11 protein-coding genes are annotated in these 18,369 nt (G+C 42.8%); 1 reads left to right on the top strand and 10 read right to left on the bottom strand.

Features of this window, described 5'->3' with window-relative positions; all coding sequences use genetic code 11:
* Positions 1 to 2: 2 nt before the first annotated feature.
* The 4 genes from AC1DUD_RS17210 to AC1DUD_RS17195 all read right to left on the bottom strand — a co-directional run bounded on the left by AC1DUD_RS17210 (position 3) and on the right by AC1DUD_RS17195 (position 6,863).
* A complete protein-coding gene (locus AC1DUD_RS17210; RefSeq protein WP_477376517.1) occupies positions 3 to 1,718 on the bottom strand; it encodes a RagB/SusD family nutrient uptake outer membrane protein in 1,716 nt (571 codons plus the stop codon).
* A gap of 18 nt (positions 1,719 to 1,736) precedes the next feature.
* Positions 1,737 to 4,820, bottom strand: a complete 3,084-nt coding sequence (locus AC1DUD_RS17205) for a SusC/RagA family TonB-linked outer membrane protein (RefSeq protein WP_477376515.1) — start codon at positions 4,818 to 4,820, stop codon at positions 1,737 to 1,739.
* A gap of 273 nt (positions 4,821 to 5,093) precedes the next feature.
* Positions 5,094 to 6,110: a LacI family DNA-binding transcriptional regulator gene (locus AC1DUD_RS17200; protein WP_477376513.1), complete on the bottom strand. Its 1,017-nt coding sequence runs from the start codon at positions 6,108 to 6,110 to the stop codon at positions 5,094 to 5,096.
* A 516-nt stretch (positions 6,111 to 6,626) separates the two neighbouring features.
* A complete protein-coding gene (locus AC1DUD_RS17195; RefSeq protein WP_477376511.1) occupies positions 6,627 to 6,863 on the bottom strand; it encodes a hypothetical protein in 237 nt (78 codons plus the stop codon).
* Positions 6,864 to 6,914: 51 nt separating this feature from the next.
* Here AC1DUD_RS17195 and AC1DUD_RS17190 point away from each other — a divergent pair, with 51 nt between their 5' ends.
* On the top strand, positions 6,915 to 7,094 hold the full coding sequence (locus tag AC1DUD_RS17190) for a DUF2188 domain-containing protein (protein ID WP_477376509.1): 180 nt from the start codon (positions 6,915 to 6,917) through the stop codon (positions 7,092 to 7,094).
* A gap of 9 nt (positions 7,095 to 7,103) precedes the next feature.
* Here AC1DUD_RS17190 and AC1DUD_RS17185 read toward each other — a convergent pair whose 3' ends face one another.
* The 6 genes from AC1DUD_RS17185 to AC1DUD_RS17160 all read right to left on the bottom strand — a co-directional run bounded on the left by AC1DUD_RS17185 (position 7,104) and on the right by AC1DUD_RS17160 (position 17,703).
* A complete protein-coding gene (locus AC1DUD_RS17185) occupies positions 7,104 to 7,706 on the bottom strand; it encodes an HAD family hydrolase (RefSeq protein ID WP_477376507.1) in 603 nt (200 codons plus the stop codon).
* Positions 7,707 to 7,788: 82 nt separating this feature from the next.
* A complete protein-coding gene (locus tag AC1DUD_RS17180; protein WP_477376505.1) occupies positions 7,789 to 8,940 on the bottom strand; it encodes a L,D-transpeptidase scaffold domain-containing protein in 1,152 nt (383 codons plus the stop codon).
* Between the two features lie 67 nt (positions 8,941 to 9,007).
* On the bottom strand, positions 9,008 to 10,045 hold the full coding sequence (adhP, locus tag AC1DUD_RS17175) for an alcohol dehydrogenase AdhP (RefSeq protein WP_477376503.1): 1,038 nt from the start codon (positions 10,043 to 10,045) through the stop codon (positions 9,008 to 9,010).
* Positions 10,046 to 10,074: 29 nt separating this feature from the next.
* Positions 10,075 to 10,929: a universal stress protein gene (locus AC1DUD_RS17170; protein WP_477376501.1), complete on the bottom strand. Its 855-nt coding sequence runs from the start codon at positions 10,927 to 10,929 to the stop codon at positions 10,075 to 10,077.
* A gap of 348 nt (positions 10,930 to 11,277) precedes the next feature.
* On the bottom strand, positions 11,278 to 13,434 hold the full coding sequence (locus AC1DUD_RS17165) for a GH92 family glycosyl hydrolase (protein ID WP_477376499.1): 2,157 nt from the start codon (positions 13,432 to 13,434) through the stop codon (positions 11,278 to 11,280).
* Positions 13,435 to 13,548: 114 nt separating this feature from the next.
* Complete coding sequence (locus tag AC1DUD_RS17160) at positions 13,549 to 17,703, bottom strand: hybrid sensor histidine kinase/response regulator transcription factor (protein ID WP_477376497.1); 4,155 nt, start codon at positions 17,701 to 17,703, stop codon at positions 13,549 to 13,551.
* Positions 17,704 to 18,369 lie beyond the last annotated feature (666 nt).

Here is an 18,369-nt window from a genome sequence, read left to right as displayed (position 1 = left end):
TTTTAGAATCCCGGGTTTTGTTTGTACAAGCCCTTGCTATAATTGATCTGGTTGAGCGGGATCGGCAGATACTCGTCTCGTCCTTTCGTAAATTTAGCAGTTTTCAGGTAAGTACGTTTAGTTGACTCACTGGTAAAATAACTATTGAGGTAAGTATCGGCAATCCCCCACCTAACCAGGTCAAAGAAACGGTTACCCTCCATGGCAAACTCCAGCCTGCGCTCGCGGCGTAAAGCCTGGCGTGCATAATCCTGCGTCCAAACACAGTTTACACCAGGCTGGTATAAGCTTACCTTGTAATTGGATGTAAAACTGCCGTCGGCCTGTTTTAACCTTGCCGTACTGTTGCCGGCACGCTGCCTTATCATATTGATGAGCGGCAAAGCTTCATTCGGCCTGTTCAGTTCAATAAGGGCTTCAGCTTTCCAAAGCAGTACATCAGCAAAACGGATCAGCTCCCAGTTTTTTGAGCTCGACATAAAAGGCGGGATCTTTTGAAATGATGGATCGTTGGCGGCGGCGTCATCTTTCATACTGGTAAAATAACCATAAATAGCAGGTGCGCGTGCCCATGAAGTTTGATAAACAAAAGTGGGTACATATTTAAACGGGTGACCAGGGATACCGACAGTATGGTCAAGCCTTGGGTCGAAGGTTTGGTTTAAAAAATCGGCTACTTTGGTGGCATCTGTATTGTTATAGCCTGTAAACATGGGCAGGCCATTGGCATCGGTTTTAAAGTTGTTTACCAGGTCCTGGCTGGGGATATGCTGCCAGCAACAACCATATTCAGGGTTCATAGGGTAGGTAAGCGAATGGCCCATATCAATGCGGCCAAACTGCGTACCATCATTTTTAGAATACTGAATGGCAAATACCGATTCGGGGCCGTTCTCGGTAGCTTCCAAAAAGTTATCTCCAAAATCGGGGGCTAAGGCATAACCACTAAAGTTGATCACGCTGTCGCAAAGGCCAACAACCTGGTTTAGTTTGGCCTGGTCAATACCTGTCATGTTATGATTATCATCCTGTTTATAGGCCTGGTAAAGCAGGGTTTTGGCCAGAAAAGCTAATGCAGTATACTTATTAGGTCTGCCTGCATCCGCCTGTTTAGCGGGCAAAACATTGGCGGCATATCTGAAATCTGCGGCTATCTTGTCCCATAACTGGTCGCTGGTCATGGCAGTGTTTGAGATCTTGATATATTCGGAAGTGGGTACGTTCTCGTCAATATACGGCACCCGGTTCCATAATATTTTCGCCATAAAATAATGATTGCCCCTCAAAAACCGCATCTCGCCCTGCCTGCTTGTTTTAAGCGGAAAATCAGATGCTGCGATATTGTCCAGACGCAGCAGTGCATTATTAGCACGGGCGATATTATTATAGATCTGCGCCCACATTTGGTCGGTAAGGCCATTGGTATTTTGATTGGTTACAAATGTTTCATAATCGTTCCATTCGCTGTTATCTCCAACACCATCACCTCCTTTGTAGGCGTCGCCGCTTCGCATACTGCCCCAGGGCCACAGGCTGTTGGAGGTATGCAGGTTTTCATTGCCCAGGGCGGCATAAGCTGCGATCACCATTTTTTCAATATTCTCGGGTGTATTGAGCTGACTGCTGGCTATAACGCCCTGCGGCTGCTCATCAAGTGCCTTTTTACAGGAACCCAGCGTTCCTATCAGGCAAATTATCAGTAATAAATATTTTTTCATCTCATTAAAATTTTAGGGTTAAAATGACAGGTCGAGGCCAATGGATGTTATCGTTGGGATTGGATAAGCGCCCGACGGATTTTCCGGATCGGTAGCAGTAAATGATTTACTTTTTACCGTGAACAGGTTATTAGCCTGCACATAGATCCTTGCCCGCTGAACTTTTATTTTCCGCAAGGCATCTTTCAGGTTATAACCTATTTGCGCATTCCGAAGCTTCATATAAGAGCCATTCTCCAGGTAATAAGTTGATGTCCGGGCTTCATTATTCCTGTCGACCAAAGTCAATGCAGGTATCGTTGAGCCGGTGTTAGTTGGCGACCATGCATTCAGTGTCCTTGTCCCCCAGTTGGTACCCGGCCAAATTGAAGTAAAGTCTGTGTAGTTTTTATAAGAGTTGTAAACCTTTATACCCTGCACCCCCTGGAAGAACAATGCCAGATCAAAGTTTTTGTAGGATAGGTTTACATTCAGGCCATAGGTAAAATTGGGGTTACCGTTGGAGATATAATCCATATCCTTGTTATTTATTACACCATCACCGTTCAGGTCTTTATACCTGATCCTGCCAATGCCCTTGCCGGGTTGAGCCGCCGAATTAGTTACCTGGTCCTGCGAGGTAAACAAACCATCGGCAACGTAACCATATATTGAATTGATAGAATGGCCGATAATGGTTTGCGTGGTACCATTGCCCGGATAAGCAGTGATCACTTCGGAAGGGATATAAGTAACCTTATTCCTGAAGGTGGCGATGTTACCGCTCACCGTAAAATTCAGCTCTTTATTGATTTGCCCATCGTAGGTAAGCAAGGCCTCGATGCCCTTGTTTTGCATTGATGCACCGTTAAAGGTTGTTGTACCGCCTTCGCCTATAACAGCCAAATAACCCGGAGTGATGAGGATGTCAGAAGTTTTCTTGATGAAATAATCAACTGAGCCGGAAAGCTTCTGGTTAAATAATCCAAAATCAATACCAAAGTTCGACTCCCTGGTCCCCTCCCATTTCAGCGAGTTATTACCTTCCTGGATCTTCACAAAGCCCGACGGCAAGGTGCCTGTACCAGCGCCGGTTATATCATAAGCAGTGCCCCTGTCGGCATTAAACGTAGGATCGGTACCATAAATGGCTGCATATAACGAGTTGGTAGCATAATTGCCTATAGTTTGGTTACCGGTACGCCCGTAGCCATAACGCAGTTTCAGATCGGAGATGGCCGGGATTTGCTTAACGAAATCCTCCTGGCTCAGCCTCCAGGCAACGGTTGCTGAAGGGAAAGTACCATAACGGTTATTGGCGCCAAAGCGTGAAGAGCCGTCACGCCTGATGGTAAAGGATGCCAGGTATTTGTTATCAAAAGTATAGTTCACTTTTCCGAAGAAAGACAACAGGGAATAAGCACCGCCATTGCCGCCGTTCAGGATATTTGACGAACCGGCATCAAGATAGGCGTAATTGATATCCTCCAAAGCGTAGCCTTGCCTGCTTCCAAAAAAATTCTGGTTCATGTAGTGGATCGATTCCTGGCCGGCCAGCACATTGATCTGGTGTTTTTTTAAGGTAAGATCATACGTTAATGTATTTTGCCAGATGAGGTTGCCGTCAAAATTTTGCGAATTAGCCGCCAGATTGGATGGATCGACCAAAAAGCCCGATACATATGACTTGCGCAATGTGCGTTCATAAAGACCATCATAGTCAACCCCGTAGGTAGTTTTTAAGTGCAAACCTGGAATGATCGCCAGATCGGCAAACACATTACCGGTAATACGACCAAAATAACTTTGATTTTGCTTGTTATCCATGATCAAACGCACAGGGTTTTGACGGTCGGTCATACCCGCAGCCGGGCCGCCCCATCCACCGGTAACTGTATAAACAGGAACAATAGGATTTTGAACCAAGGCTGTAAATAGAACGCTGTTTACATCGATAAGCCTGTCATTAATAAAGGAAACGTTGAGGTTTTCGCCGATTTTTAAGCGGCCGTTGAAAAAGTTATAGTCAGTGTTTAACCTGATTGTCGCTTTGCGGGTATGGGTTTCTTTAACAATGCCTTTGTTATCGTAATAACCAACAGAAAGAAAGCTGTTACCTTTTTCACCGCCATTACTTACCGAAACATTATAGTTCTGTAGTAATGAAGTTTGACCGATCTCATCAAACCACCTGGTATCGGCAGGTTTCATAGTTTTGGCACCATCAATAAACTCGGGCAGGATAATTTTATTCAGTACAGGATTATTAAAATCCTTGTTCCAGTCAAACTGGTAGATCTGGTTGTTATTAGGATCCGTACCATCATTAACCGATGCTTTAAAGTAAGCTTCACCATGCTGTTGCGTGTTCAGCACTTTAAGCTTTGAATTATAATACTGGAGCGAAGAGGACGCGTTTACATCAATACGACTGATACCTTTTTTACCGCGTTTGGTGGTGACGATTATAACGCCGTTTGCCGCCCTTGAACCATAAATGGTTGCCGATGATGCATCTTTCAATACCTGCAACGATTCAATATCTGCCTGGTTGATCTCCTCTAATCCCCGGGTGGTTGGTACGCCGTCGATTACATATAGCGGATCGTTATTGTTCAACGTACCGATACCACGGATCCGGACAGTGGCACCTCCCTCAGGTGAACCATTTGTTGTTATATAAACGCCCGGCACCCGGCCTTGTAAAGCTTTGGTAGCATTACCCTGCGGGATATCTTTAATATCGGTCATTTTCACAACAGATACGGCCCCCGTTAAATCGGCCTTTTTCTGGCTTTGATAGCCGGTTACCACCACTTCATCAAGATTACCGGATTGGTATTCTAAAGCTATGAGTACAGGTTCATTACCAGCTTTAACTGTATAATTAAATGCCTGCATCCCTACATAAGAGAAGATGATATTACTGTTTACATTGGCAGTAAGACTGAATTTCCCATTAACATCAGTTACTGTACTTGCGATAGTTGATTTTACAGTAACACCGGCAAGGGGTGCCCCCCGCTCTTTTTCGGTTACTGTTCCTGTTACGACTTTTTGCTGGCCATACAGCGCCGCGTAACAGAGCATGAGTATGAGTATGATCGTTAAAATTTTTTTCATAATTCATTTGGTTTTAATGTTGGTTTGATAATCAATTCAATAGGGATTAGATTAAGGTGGAATGCACTTTAATCGATTAAAGTGATAGATTGTAAAATTGCTCATGTGTTAATTGGTTAGTTTTTAAATAAAATTTATCAGGTTTAAGGTTTACTTTAATCGATTAAAGTAACGAGCCAAAAATTGTTCATATGCTTCACTTTTTAGTTTCTCAGTTTTATTTTTGGTTCAAATTCGCTTTAATCGATTAAAGTGAACGGTCAAAAAAAATCTTCAGTTTTCCCGGCATGATTTTCCCGGGACAAACCCGGCCTGGAACGTCAGCTTCTTTTTTATCTTTTGGTTATTGATCAGGTTTACCAGTGTCTTCACTGCAGCCTCCCCCATTTCTTCCAAAGGTTGGCGCCCGTGCGTAACCGGGCAATAAAACAGGTCGAAAGCATCCGACTCGTCAAAACTTAGTACCGATATATCACCCGGCACCTTGATCCCAAGTGCGTTTAATCGCTTTAAAGCTTCAATTGTTAAGCGATCTGTAGCCAAAAAAATGGCATCAGGTTTATTATTTGAACTAAGCAAAGGTTTAAGAGCCGACTCTATTTCTTTCGGCAAATCATTGCCCTTTACATGGATCAGCCATTCGGGCCTGCTCTCGATGTGATGATCTTTCAAAGCATCCAAATATCCCCGGTCACGCTCCTGCAAATGGAACATGCTTGTTTTAAGGTTGATAAAGCTGATCTGTTTATGACCAGATTTAACCAGGTAAGTTATCGCGTCATACGCAGCCTTATAATTATCTAAAGCAACGTAGTTAGTATCTATTTCCGGAAAATAACGGTCAATTAGTACAAACGGAACGCCTGAATTTTGCAATTGTAGGATCTGCTCCTGCGAGTTTTCGCCTGGGACCAGGATCAGGCCATCTACCTGCCGGTTTACCAATACATTGGTCAGTTCGGTAAATTTATCCGGGCTTTCATTGGTACTGCCGAAAATCACGGTGAAGTTAAGTCGCTTGGCCTCTGCCTCGATAGCCCGGGTAATCCCGGTACTGAAACGATAATTGATATCAGCCACCACCAGGCCAATAGTGTGGGTCTTTCGCATCCTAAGACTTTTGGCTACCTGGTTTGGCTGGTAATTTAACTCAATAGCCGCCAGCTTGATCTTTTCTGCGTTTTCCTTGCTTACCTGCTTTTCCTCGGCCTGTCCGTTAAGCACATACGAAACCAGCGCGGTGGATACACCAACGTGTTGCGCAATATCTTTTAGGACAACTTTTTTCAAGCGATGAAAGGTTACAGACCGTGGTTAAATTGGAATATGTAAACAAATCTAACGCTTTAAACGATTAAAGCAAATAAATCTGTAAATTTTTCTTGCTAAAGAAGCTGGTTGAAGCGAATAAGAACGTCGTCATTGCTGTAAGGAACGACGAAGCAATCCATTACTCACAGAGCCACCCTGTGTAGTTTGCTATTATTAATATCTTTAAATTGATTTTGTGGCTATTGATGAGCTCCTTTAAGTCGGTTGTCTTCGTCCTTAATAAATACAACTGTAAGGAATTGATTATCAAGTAAATTCTTAGATCAATTTATAAATATGGGCGTTGCCTGCGGCCCGGGCTTTCCGTTACAAGTCCTCGCTTTGCCCGCGTACAAACCCGGCGCACGCTCCGGGCTTTTCACTGTAATCTAACACAGCCCCCGCTCACCATCGCTAAAATATATTTTTTACTTCATCCACCGAACTCGTCGTGTGACCAAATAAGAAACTTTTGATTACGATTTCGACGGCATTCTAAACTATATGGTCGGCTACTTTCTTTACAGTCTTTTTCTTTACGCCGGTTTTGTCGCTAACAATGCCGGAGGCCAGATCCTTAGCTTCATCTTTTAGCTTGTGCTTCACTGACTTTATTACTTCACCGCCGCTTTCGGTTAAAAACAGGTAAGCCAATACGCCGGCCAATGCCGCGCCTGCCGCTACAGCAACAATTAACCCTGTGTTATCTTCTTTTTTAAATGGATTTTTCATAACTGCTTAACAAAAGAGACTGCCAATTGTTAGGATAAAAAAGGAGGAATTATGCCTTGGTATAACGGCACTTACCCGCCATCATATAAAAATCAACCCAAGAAAATAAGGGACAAAGCAACCGAGATAGCTAATGAGGTGTTAAAAACGACCGGTAACGAAGGTGAAGCCATTGCTACCGGCTTAAAACAAGCCCGTGCTCATTTCAAAAACAAAGAAAAGCCGGAATAATCCGATAAATTATAACTGATCGATGCGCACCCAGGCCATGCCGGCGGCTGTGGCAGCTATTGTCCCTGCTTCTCCGTCTTCAAATACAAGGCAGTCACCGGGCGCAACCCCCAATAATTCCGCGGCTTTTAAAAAAGGATCGGGAAAAGGTTTGCCCCGCTCGGTTTCGCCTGCGCAAACCATTACTTCAACAAGATCCGCAATCCCCAGCACCTGGAGGGTTCTTTCTACAGCAACCCTGCCACTGCCGGATACCACGCCGATCTTCACTTTTCCAACATGCGCCCGCAGATGATCAACCACATGGGCTATCGGCAATGTATGCACAATATATTCGTCAAGGAATAATTTATACTTCTGTTCCTTAAACTCCAGCGGGTCAAAATCTGTCCCGTATTTTTTATTGATCTCTTCAATTACATTGATCACCGGCCATCCGGCCAGCTCGTCTATAATATCACCTTCAATTACGTGACCTTTATTTGCAGCTACTTTTATATAGGTTTCTTTATGTGCACCCATATTATCTGCCAGGGTGCCATCGCAATCGTACAGAAAAGCTTTATATCCTTTACTCAGGTTAGTTAGTTGCTCAAGTTTTGAAATTTCCATTGCCGCAAATATAACTCTTCAGCATTTATGGCGTCATCATCTTTTAAGCAATAGTGCAGCCTGTGGCTCCTGTTGGCGTTCTTCAGTATAACGCACTCTCCAAACCTTTATCTATTTTAAACAAATCGTTATACCTGATAAGTTCGTCATCCTTAAGCGAGCAGGTAAGGTAAGTTATATTCAACCTCTGCCGAATTAATTTTTGTTTGTTCGTTTGCCCGGCAAATAATTTTGCTATTAATTTACTGCTCCCCCATATAATTATATTACCGGCGCGTGAAGTCCGGTTATCATTGCTACCTAAAAACTTAACCGGTAATTCTTGTTTATTTTTATTGGGAGCCGAAGATAGAAGAAAGACGATTTTATCTCCCCTTACACTTACATTCAGAACAGAACGATTATGAGCCCCCTTGACAAGAGCTGCTAAAGAAGCCTGATCCGCTTTTATCCTTAGATAATAATTGCTATCCGGCCCGTGTATTGTTAAAGTGAGTGATGGGATATTAAGTTCAACCTGGTTTTTTCTGCGGATGTTGTACCAGCGCAGGCGCTCCATATTTATAGCCATAAGGCGGATACCTGCTTCCGGAAACTCATAACAATCGCCCACAAATAAGCCGGTTTGTAAATAAAGCTGATGACGAAAGTCGCGGTATGCCTTTGATTGCGGCTGCACGTCAGTGATCGCCTTAGTAAAATCCTGGCTTAGCAATGCAGCTTTAAGTACGGAAGCCGCATCAAAATCACCCGCTCCGGCATCAATTTTCTGCCTCGAATAATCCGGATTGAGTCTTCCGAAATGCAGGTCATTGATAAAGGTAATAAGGGCATCACTTAACCACATATCAAATTGTACTTTTTGCAGGTTACTTACCTGGGTATGATAATTGGTCAATAATTCTAATTGAGTATAAGTTAGTTTTTCGGGATGATAAGCGGTATGGTTTAAGCCGTATTGATTTACACAATCTAATAGTATCATAGCGTCACCGGCATGCATTTTAACTGTATCAGGCGCAATCCAGGCCAGTTTATATCCCAGCAGGCGGTAAAAACGCGCTACCGAAAGCGGGTAGTGTTGTTTCTTTTGCTGCTTGCTAAGCTGTTGCCGAATAACGGTAGTCATACCTGTATCCACACCAATAAAATGAGATGGAACAGACCGTGCCGCCAATGCGAATGAGCTAAACATCAAACACAGGCAACAGCTTAATTTTGAGAGATTTTTCATACAAAAAAATTTGTGCCAAATACCAGGCTATGAACTTATTAAATTATGGACAATCAATTCGTACGCTTTAACCGGGTTTGACGATTTCCAATACCATTCTGCCTTCAATATCCCCTGCTTTCATCCTGTCAAATATCCCGTTGATATCCTCCAGACCAGCCGTATGAACAGTTGCTTTCACTTTACCCTCAAGTGCAAATTCAATGGCTTCCTGCATATCTTTCCTGGTACCGACGATAGAACCGCGAACAGTGTACCGGTTAATGACCGATTCAAAAATGGGCAGATCGAAATTACCTTTTGGCAAACCGTTTAAAGCAATGGTTCCTTTCTTCCTTAAGGCGGATATACCTTGTTTAAAAGCTATAGGTGACACCGCCGTTACCAATACGCCATGCATACCGCCAGTTGCTTTTTTCAAAAACTCTCCCGGGTCCTGTTTCAGCGCATTCACCGTTAAATCGGCACCCAAACTCCGGGCAAGCTGTAGCTTATCATCGGCTATATCAATAGCGGCTACATGCAGCCCCATGGCCTTAGCATACTGAACAGCAAGATGCCCTAAGCCGCCTATGCCCGATATAGCGATCCACTCACCCGGTTTTACTTCGGTTTCTTTTATTCCTTTGTAAACCGTGACACCTGCACAGATAATAGTTGCCATTTGGGTAAAATTTATGGTAGCCGGGAAATGGGCTACATACCGTGGGTCGGCAATCACATATTCTGCAAAACCGCCATCTACGCTATAGCCTCCGTTTTGCTGCGAATCACAAAGCGTTTCCCAGCCGGTTATGCAAAATTCGCAGCCCCCGCAGGCACTGTACAGCCAGGGCACGCCTACAATATCGCCTTCCCTAACATTTTTAACGTCCTTACCAAGCGCTGCCACATAGCCAATAGCCTCATGCCCGGGTATCAACGGCATTTTAGGCTTGGCTGGCCAATCGCCCTGGCAGGCATGCAAATCGGTATGGCATACACCGCAGGCCATCACTTTTACCAATATTTGGTTTTCACCCGGTTCTTTCACCGGCATTTCTTCAATTTGCAGCGGCTGTCCAAATGCATGGATCACCGCGGCCTTCATTTTTTTAGGCAGCATATATGTTTTTATAAATGATCAGGAATGGTTTATTTGGCAAATGGAAATATAAGTAAAGGAATATCCAGCCGGCCGGCCATTTTTTCACTGTGGCTGCTTTTCAGTAACCGGTAAATGAAATCGTGGGGCCTGTGTATCATCACCAGCATATCAACCCTTCCGTGCTCACATAACCAGGTCAAACCGGTTTCCACACGGGCGTTTCTTACACTGCGATAATAGATAAGCGGGTAATTTGCTTTGTTAGAGACCTCGGTCATGAAGTTTGAAATAGTCTTTTTCAATTCGTCCGGTACTTCCACGTCATGAATATGGGTAAGCAAAATCTCTGCACCTAATATTTGGGCTAAGGGTATTAAATGAAATAAACTCTCCAGGTCATTTTCGGGATGGGCAAAATCTGTCGCGAATGCGATCTTTTTAAGGGGGACAAACTTAGTTTCGGGTGAAATGAGCATCAAAGGTTTGGTAGTGGCTTCGATCATGTTTTTGCACTGGTTGCTTAATAAAAAACTGCTCATCCCTTCGCCATGGCTTCCCATCACTACAAAGTCTACGGGGTTACTTTCCGCATAACTTTCCACCACATCGGTTACGGTACCCGATTCATTTATGAACGTAATTTCCGGCTTAAATTCATCGGACCGGGCAGCTTTTTCCAGTTGGGATCTCAGCTTTTCAAGCCCAAGGGTACTGCCTGTTAACAACAGTTCAATATCATCCATTGGCCATACTAAAACACCCGATTGAGGCATTTCTGCGGGCACAATAACAGCGTTACACAGTACGATATTAGCTTTTATCTGTTTGGCCAGATTATAGCCATATTCAGCAGCATGCTTTGCATTGGCTGAAAAATCGGTAGCAACAAGCAGCGTTTTCATGTTTTAAGTGGTTAATATTTGATATCATAAAGCTGCCTGTTTTTGCCAGTGAAAATAGTGACGAGGGTCACCTTTAAATATGACCCTTAACCCAAAACAAGCTGTTTAGCAAATAAGTACATGCGGTAAAATTGTGCTGCGTCAAACGAAAAGTATTGATAAATGATCATGTGAGTTTTATACTGCAGTAAAATTAAATTAAAACCCAATGATCAGAATATGACGGAGATCTGTTATCAGAACATGCCGTATAGCTATTTGTTTTTTTTTAATCATTTGATCCATAAAACACAAGGGGCTGTACCTTATTATGATACAGCCCCCTTCACTACAGGTTAAAAACACATATTACTTAGTAACGATATTAATCCTCCCCCCGGTTTTAAACAGATCATGCGATACAAAATAACCATCGTTAGCTTTTCCGTTCACTTTTATCGATGTTACGGCCCTACCCTTGCCTGGCTTGCTGATTGTTAACGTTTTGCCGTTACTTGTTGTCCATTTCACTTCATCGAAAAGCGGCGCGGTTACAATGTATTTTGGATCGGTTGCCGAAAACGGATACAAGCCCAGCGCACTGAAAACATACCATGACGACATTTCGCCCGCATCATCCATCCCACTAAGCTCCAGGCCTTCATCGCCAATGCCATACAGGTTATTTAAAATATAGTCGATTATTTTTTGAGATTTTTCTGGTTTATTGATGAAAATATAAGCGAAGGGTGCTTCATGATCCGGTTGGTTGCCCTGGCAATACTGGCCTATCATGGTTTCCACGTTACGGGCAATATAATTAGGGTTCCAGGGCAGGGTAAATAGCGAGTCGAGCTTTGATTCAAAGCCTTTTGGTCCGCCATAAAGCTTTATCAGGCCCGGCATGTCATGCGGCGCAAAAAAGGATACCTGCCAGGCGTTGGCCTCGCGGTACATGTATTCATAGTACGGGTGTTGCGGGTTGAAGTTTTTGATCCACTCACCGTTTTCCAATCTGCCGCGCATAAACCGGGTTGACGGATCGAACATGTTTTTATAGTTTTTTGAACGCGCCATCAGGATCCGGTAATTAGCTGTGTCGCCTAATTTTTTGGCTATCTGGGCTACCGAATAATCATCGTACGAATATTCCAGCGTTTTTGAAACACCGGCCTTGGCTTTGGTCTCAACTTCTGGTTTGGCTATATCAGGATCAGAAATATAACCTTTTTTAATGTACTCGGTAATAAAAGGGCGCGGACCGCCTTCAACATTGGCATTCCTTAACAACAGTTTGTAGGTGCCCTCAACATCAAATTGATCAATTCCCCGCAGGTAAGCCCCGGCAATAGATGAAGCCCCGTGATCACCATGAAAAAAAGTAGGGATAAAACCAGTTTTATCGCCAACATCTTTCAATGATTTGATAACATCAAGGGTAACATCGGGTGTGATCAAACCCAGCAACACATCTTTATTGCGGTAGGTATCCCATAGCGATGGTTCTGTATAATACCTGTTACCGGTTTTCACCACATTTCTTTTGGCATCGGTAAATTCACCGTTTACATCGCTGCGCAGGGCAGGCCACAGGAACGAGCGGTACAGGCATGAATAAAACATGCGTTTTTGTTTTTCGGTACCGCCTTTTACCTGTATGGTTGATAACAGTTTTTCCCAGGTTTGAGATGCCTCCCCGCGTATAGCATCGAAGCTTTTATTACCGATCTCTTTCTCCAGGTTTTCCTTTGCATTTTTTTCGCTTACAAATGATAGCCCTATCTTCAATTCAACGGGACCTGTGCCGTCATCAGCCAAATACAACATGGCGTACCCACTGCGCTGACCTTCTTCTGTTTTTTCCAGTTTATTGATTTTGGTGTTTATCGTAGCGTAGAAATAAACATTTTCGCCGCCCTGAAATCCTTGTACGGCATTAGGCCCCGCCTGCTCTATACGCCAGGTTGATACCCTGCTGTTTGCCTTACCCAAATCAAAAAGGATTTGCCTGTTGCTGTTATTTTTAAACTGATATTGATGATAGCCGCACCTTAAGGTTGAAGTAAGGTTCACGTTTACGTTATAATCGTCAAGGTATACCTGGTAAAAGCCAGGGGCCGAGCTTTCTCTTTTATGCGAAAACCTGGAACCGAATTTATTGCCCTGTGGGTTTGATACCGGCAGGATAGGGATATTACACAGGTTCCAGTGGCCTTTATTAGTGTGTGTAAAGCCGTAAATAACCGAGTCTTCATATTGATAACCCGCGCCGGATCCAAAAGCTGTAATCGGGCTTAATTGTACCATGGCATTTGGCAATGAGCTGCCTGGAAAGGTAAGCCCGGCCCATGAGCGCCATCCATCGGGCAACTTATAACCAAGAATTTTAGGGTCGTTGAGCGGCGCGGTGCCTATAAATGTGTTCACGTATTTGGTGTACACCGATTTGGTTTGCGCGTTTGCAGCGTTCACCGTAAAAAAAATCAATAATGTTAAACTGATCAGGGTTTTAATTGGATTGTTCATTGATAGGTTTTAATTAGCGTCACAAATTAATGCTAAATTGATTTAGGAACATAGCAAATTATACATTTTTGTTGACGTTCTGTTCATTTTTTTAATATTAGGATGCTGTTATATTCAGACCTTCTTTAACGATTGCTTAAACTGCAGGGGCGATTTACCATACTCTTTTTTAAATGCCCTCGAAAAATTTGAGTTGCTTTGCAGGCCTATCCTATCGGCCACCTCATTCATCGATACATCTTCATGGGTCATAATCTGGATAGCCCGCTTGAGCCTGACTGTGCGGATAAATTCGCCAACCGATTGATCGGAGATCCCTTTTATTTTTTGATACAGTTTGGTTCGGCTGATGTATAAATGCTTACACAAAAAGTCAACATCAAGATCAAGGTCCTGTATGTTATCTTCAATCACATTGATCAGCTTTTGAAAAAACTCTTTGTCCTTTTCAGAATGTACCAGTTCTGTAGCTTCCGACAGGTAATCTTTGGCATAACGCTGCTTAAGCTTTTCAGCCTGTTCAAATATATTACTCACCGTTAACACCAGCAGGTCAATACTTAAAGGCTTGGCAAAATAAAAATCGGCCCCCGACTCCATGCCCTCAATTTTAGTATCCAATGCATCTTTGGCCGATAGAATAACAAACGGAATATGGCTGGTTTCAAACTGTTCCTTAACCAGTTTACAAAGCTCAATGCCATTCATGCCGGGCATCATTACATCACTTATAATAAGGTCCGGTACTTTTTCGGTGGCCATCTCAATACCCTGCCGGCCATCTTCAGCTTCATAAACAACATAATATTTTTCAAAGGCTTGTTTTAAAAACGTGCGCAGCTCATGGTTATCCTCAACAAGTAATATGTGCTTGCGGCTTTTTAGCGGAACTTGATGGTTGCTGGGTTCGTGATCAGGTAACGGGGTCAAGATAGCATTATCAATAACTTCCAGTTGAGCTCCCACGTTATTTCCGGCAGCCTTCTCACTCTGGTCATAATTTTCCTCTCCCCAAGGGATGCCTATAATAATTTCTGTCCCTTTGTATCTTTCACTATAAACGTAGATATCGCCCTTATGCAGTTGGGTAAGGCTTTTAACCAATGCCAGGCCAACACCCGAACCCAAATGGTTTTTACTGATGCGGTAATACCTGTCAAAAATGCGGGTAATAGAATCGCTGGAGATCCCTATCCCGGTATCGGCAACCCTGAAATAAATATATTTCTTTGCGCGGTGATCTTTATTTAGCAATTCGAACCCACTGTTAAAAGATGGCTTAAATTGTTCCATATCAAAAAAAACATCGAAAGATACCTGGCCCCCTGCATTGGTATATTTAAATGAATTATTTAACAGGTTAAAAAGAATTTTTTCAAGCACCTGAACATCGAACGGGGCTACCTGCGCAGCCGCTGTTTGATCTTGTGTATGAACGTTAACCTCAAAAGTAATGCTTTTACTGATAGCCAGGTTCTGGAACTCCCAGGTAAGGTCCTTGCAAAACTGGCTGATCATCAATGGCTGAACCTGCAGCCTGATAATGCTATCGGCCACTTTTTTAAAGTTCATGAGCTCGCTGATGAGGTTCATTAACCGTTTAGCATTACGGTGCATGAGCTGGTATGAATAATCAAGCGCGGGGTTTTTATTTTGACCGATGAGACTTTCAAGAGGGCCGAGGATCAGTGTTAACGGCGTACGAAACTCGTGCGAAACGTTGGTAAAAAACATCAGCTGCTGCTGGTAAAGCTCTTCGCGCTGCTGGTGCATTTCTTCACGTTTATTTTCGTTTATCGCGCGCACTTCCATTTCGCGTTTAAGACGGTACCATCTCGCCTGGTAAATGTAAATACTGGCCAATACCAATAGGAACAGCATCGCATAAATAATTTTAGCAAGACCCGATTTCCACCATGGCGGGGTTAGCATAATGGTCATTTCGGCTTTGTTTTTACTCCAGATGCCATCATTATTGGTAGCCTCAACCACAAATTTGTAGCTGCTGTAATCGAGGTTACTGTAGGCCGCTGTCGGGCTTTTACCATCAGTATATTTCCAGCCCCTATCAAAACCGTCGAGTTTATAACGGTACCTGCATTTTAAAGGATTGGCAAAATGCATGGACGAAAAAGAGATCACGAAATTATTTTGCAGGTAATTAAGTGTTAAATTATTACAATAACCAATAGCCTGCGGAATAGCATTTTTTGCCGAATCAGCATCTCCATAAACCGGCTTCTGGTTATTGATCAGGATATCGGTAAAAACAGGCCGGGCGGCAATGCTGTTAGCCCTGATCTGGTTGGGATAAAAATAATTAAGTCCTTTTATCCCCCCGAAGTACAAGCGCCCGTCATTCCCTTCATACGAAGCGCCTACTTTAAAGCTATTGCCCTGTAAGCCATCATTTTTATCATAGCGGATCAGTTTACCGGTGGCAGGGTTAAAACATTCCAGTCCGTTACCCCCCATCCATATATTACCGGCATTATCAACCTCCAAACTTTCAACATCATTAAATATGCCATAATCGCCGGCGTACCGGGAGATGGCGTACGAATCTGCTTTTTCCCTTAATATAAGCCTGTTGAGGCCACCGCCAATGGTACCTATCCAATAAGTACTGTCATTTTGTTTCCCTATGGGATAGGTATAATCTGAGCTTAACGAGTTTGGTTTTGATGAAGCATTATAAGAGAAGCTCCTGACAATATTACCTTCTTTATCAATTATAAACCGTTTTAAACCATGTATGCTGGATACAAGCAATTGCGGCCTGTTTTCATCGGCAAAAATAAAATAACCTTCGCCATAATACTTTACGTGATAATGATTTTGCTTATCCTTCCATATCACGCCCAATTTATCCTGGTGATTGCCAAACCAGATATTGCCATAATAATCTTTTGAAAAGCAGTCAATAACATGACTGGGGAATAACTCAGCGCCCGCTGGCTTCCACATGGTTCCATCGGCCTTTAAAACATCAATACCTGATGAAGTGCCTATCCATAAATTATGATCATTGTCAAATGTGAGGGCAGTTACACCATCATTTTTTATTCGTACGGACGAATTATATGAATTGTAATAACTAAACTTTTGCGTTTTTAAATTATACCGGTTTAACCCGCTGGCCGTGGTGCCTATCCATATATCATCGCCATTGGCCAGTACCGACCGGATATGATTCCCTGCCATTGAATTTGCTGCTTCGGGATTATGCTGAAGCGTATAAAACATTTTTTCATTCAGGTCGCAATAGTTAACCCCGCCACCAAAAGTGCAGATCCAAAGGCAATCTGTACGATCTATAAAGATCTTGCTCAGCGAGTTTGAATTTAAGCCATGGGGCGAACTTTTGTCGTTCACTGTTTGGATAAAATTCAGGGCGCTATCCAGCCGCAATACCCCCGAACCCACATTTACCCAATAGTCCTCGCTGCTGCTTCGTGCAATGCCCCTTACACCCGAATAACCGGAACAAACAAATTGCCTTCCTGCTGTAAGGGTACTTCCTTTTTTATCTATCAGCAATAAAGTATTCCCTGCCGAAGCAGCGAGGTTATTCCTGTTATCAATAAATACGTGCGAAAGGTCCTCAGTTAACAAGCCATTAATGATCAACTTTTTCAGTGTACTGTTTTTATCAAGCATCCAGACTCCCTTGTTACTTGATAAATAAAGCATTCCGTTACTTCCGGCTGTCATATCAGTAATACGAAGGCCGGCGGGTAAGCTCAGCTTTTGGGCTTCAATCCTATTCCCTTTAATCAGGAACAATTTCAGCTCACTGCCTGTAAAAACGTAAATGAAATTACCTGCCGGTTTAATTATTTTTTGAAAAGTAGTTTTTGAAGCGGAGGTTTCCTTAAAATCGATATATTTTTCCAACCGGGCATTAAAACATTGCAGCCCGCCTTCGGTACCAAGCCAAATATTGCCGTCATCATCCGGATAAACATAGCCCAACCTATTTTTAAGTGCATTATTGAGCGGTACATTACTATTGTAAAACTTTTTTACCGAGTAACCATCATACCTGTCGAGACCGAAAAAAGTGGCAACCCATATATAGCCCTGCTTATCCTGCGCAATATAGTTGGCATCGGTATGTGACAAGCCTTCATCTACCGTAAGATAACTGAATTTATAGGGGTAAGGCTGGGAATAAGCAGCGGTAACAAAACAGGTCAGGAATATAAAAACATACAACACCTTTATGAAAACGTGCCTGGGTAACCAATAGAGGCTTTTGATAGTCATTGATGCTAATGTCCGGTTTTAACTTATAAAAATACTAAAGGCACATTACCTGTTGAAATTAATTGCTGTTGCTGCAAAACGGGCAATGCCGGTTTTAATAATTGGCGTATAGTACCAGGTTAAAATATAACCTCTTAAAGCGCTTTTTCGCTTTGAACGATACCATTGACAAAAATGAATTTTATATACCGCATAATTTAATATTGAAGGCTTAAAATGTACAACGTGTCAATAAATATGTATGATTTGACAAGTGGTGCTTCTACTGAGCCCTGTTAAGGTCATCAGCAACGCTATAACCTGCAAAACCCTGTTTTTGAGCAGTTTTAAATGGGCAATCATTTCTATTAGGCCCAATTTAGCCCGCAGCCAACAAATGCACTTTGTGTCAATAAATATGTATGATTTGGCAATCTCCCGCTTCAATTAAACAGGTTATTTGTTCCACCAATTAATGTAACAAAACCATTACCTGTACTGCTATGCCATTGCAGTCTCTTTTATCACCGCTATCAAGCCGGATGGTAAAAAGCAAAAGCAAGCATCCGGTAATAAAAAAACCAACCATTAAACCATTCAATAACCCTCAAAAATCAATGAAAGTAAAAACCAAACACCAACACCCAACCAATTCAAATCAACCTCTCATTATGTGCAATTAAAAGT

This window comes from Mucilaginibacter sp. P4_A11 (assembly GCF_056402535.1).
The sequence above is the reverse complement of the archived record's forward strand: the minus strand, read 5'-3'. Positions and strand labels throughout refer to the sequence as shown.

What these genes read in the sequence shown, in the direction of transcription:
- AC1DUD_RS17210 (WP_477376517.1), bottom strand. Translation starts at nt 1,718, where the DNA reads ATGAAAAAATATTTATTACTGATAATTTGCCTGATAGGAACGCTGGGT.
- AC1DUD_RS17205 (WP_477376515.1), bottom strand. Translation starts at nt 4,820, where the DNA reads ATGAAAAAAATTTTAACGATCATACTCATACTCATGCTCTGTTACGCG.
- AC1DUD_RS17195 (WP_477376511.1), bottom strand. Translation starts at nt 6,863, where the DNA reads ATGAAAAATCCATTTAAAAAAGAAGATAACACAGGGTTAATTGTTGCT.
- AC1DUD_RS17190 (WP_477376509.1), top strand. Translation starts at nt 6,915, where the DNA reads ATGCCTTGGTATAACGGCACTTACCCGCCATCATATAAAAATCAACCC.
- AC1DUD_RS17185 (WP_477376507.1), bottom strand. Translation starts at nt 7,706, where the DNA reads ATGGAAATTTCAAAACTTGAGCAACTAACTAACCTGAGTAAAGGATAT.
- AC1DUD_RS17180 (WP_477376505.1), bottom strand. Translation starts at nt 8,940, where the DNA reads ATGAAAAATCTCTCAAAATTAAGCTGTTGCCTGTGTTTGATGTTTAGC.
- adhP (WP_477376503.1), bottom strand. Translation starts at nt 10,045, where the DNA reads ATGCTGCCTAAAAAAATGAAGGCCGCGGTGATCCATGCATTTGGACAG.
- AC1DUD_RS17170 (WP_477376501.1), bottom strand. Translation starts at nt 10,929, where the DNA reads ATGAAAACGCTGCTTGTTGCTACCGATTTTTCAGCCAATGCAAAGCAT.
- AC1DUD_RS17165 (WP_477376499.1), bottom strand. Translation starts at nt 13,434, where the DNA reads ATGAACAATCCAATTAAAACCCTGATCAGTTTAACATTATTGATTTTT.
- AC1DUD_RS17160 (WP_477376497.1), bottom strand. Translation starts at nt 17,703, where the DNA reads ATGACTATCAAAAGCCTCTATTGGTTACCCAGGCACGTTTTCATAAAG.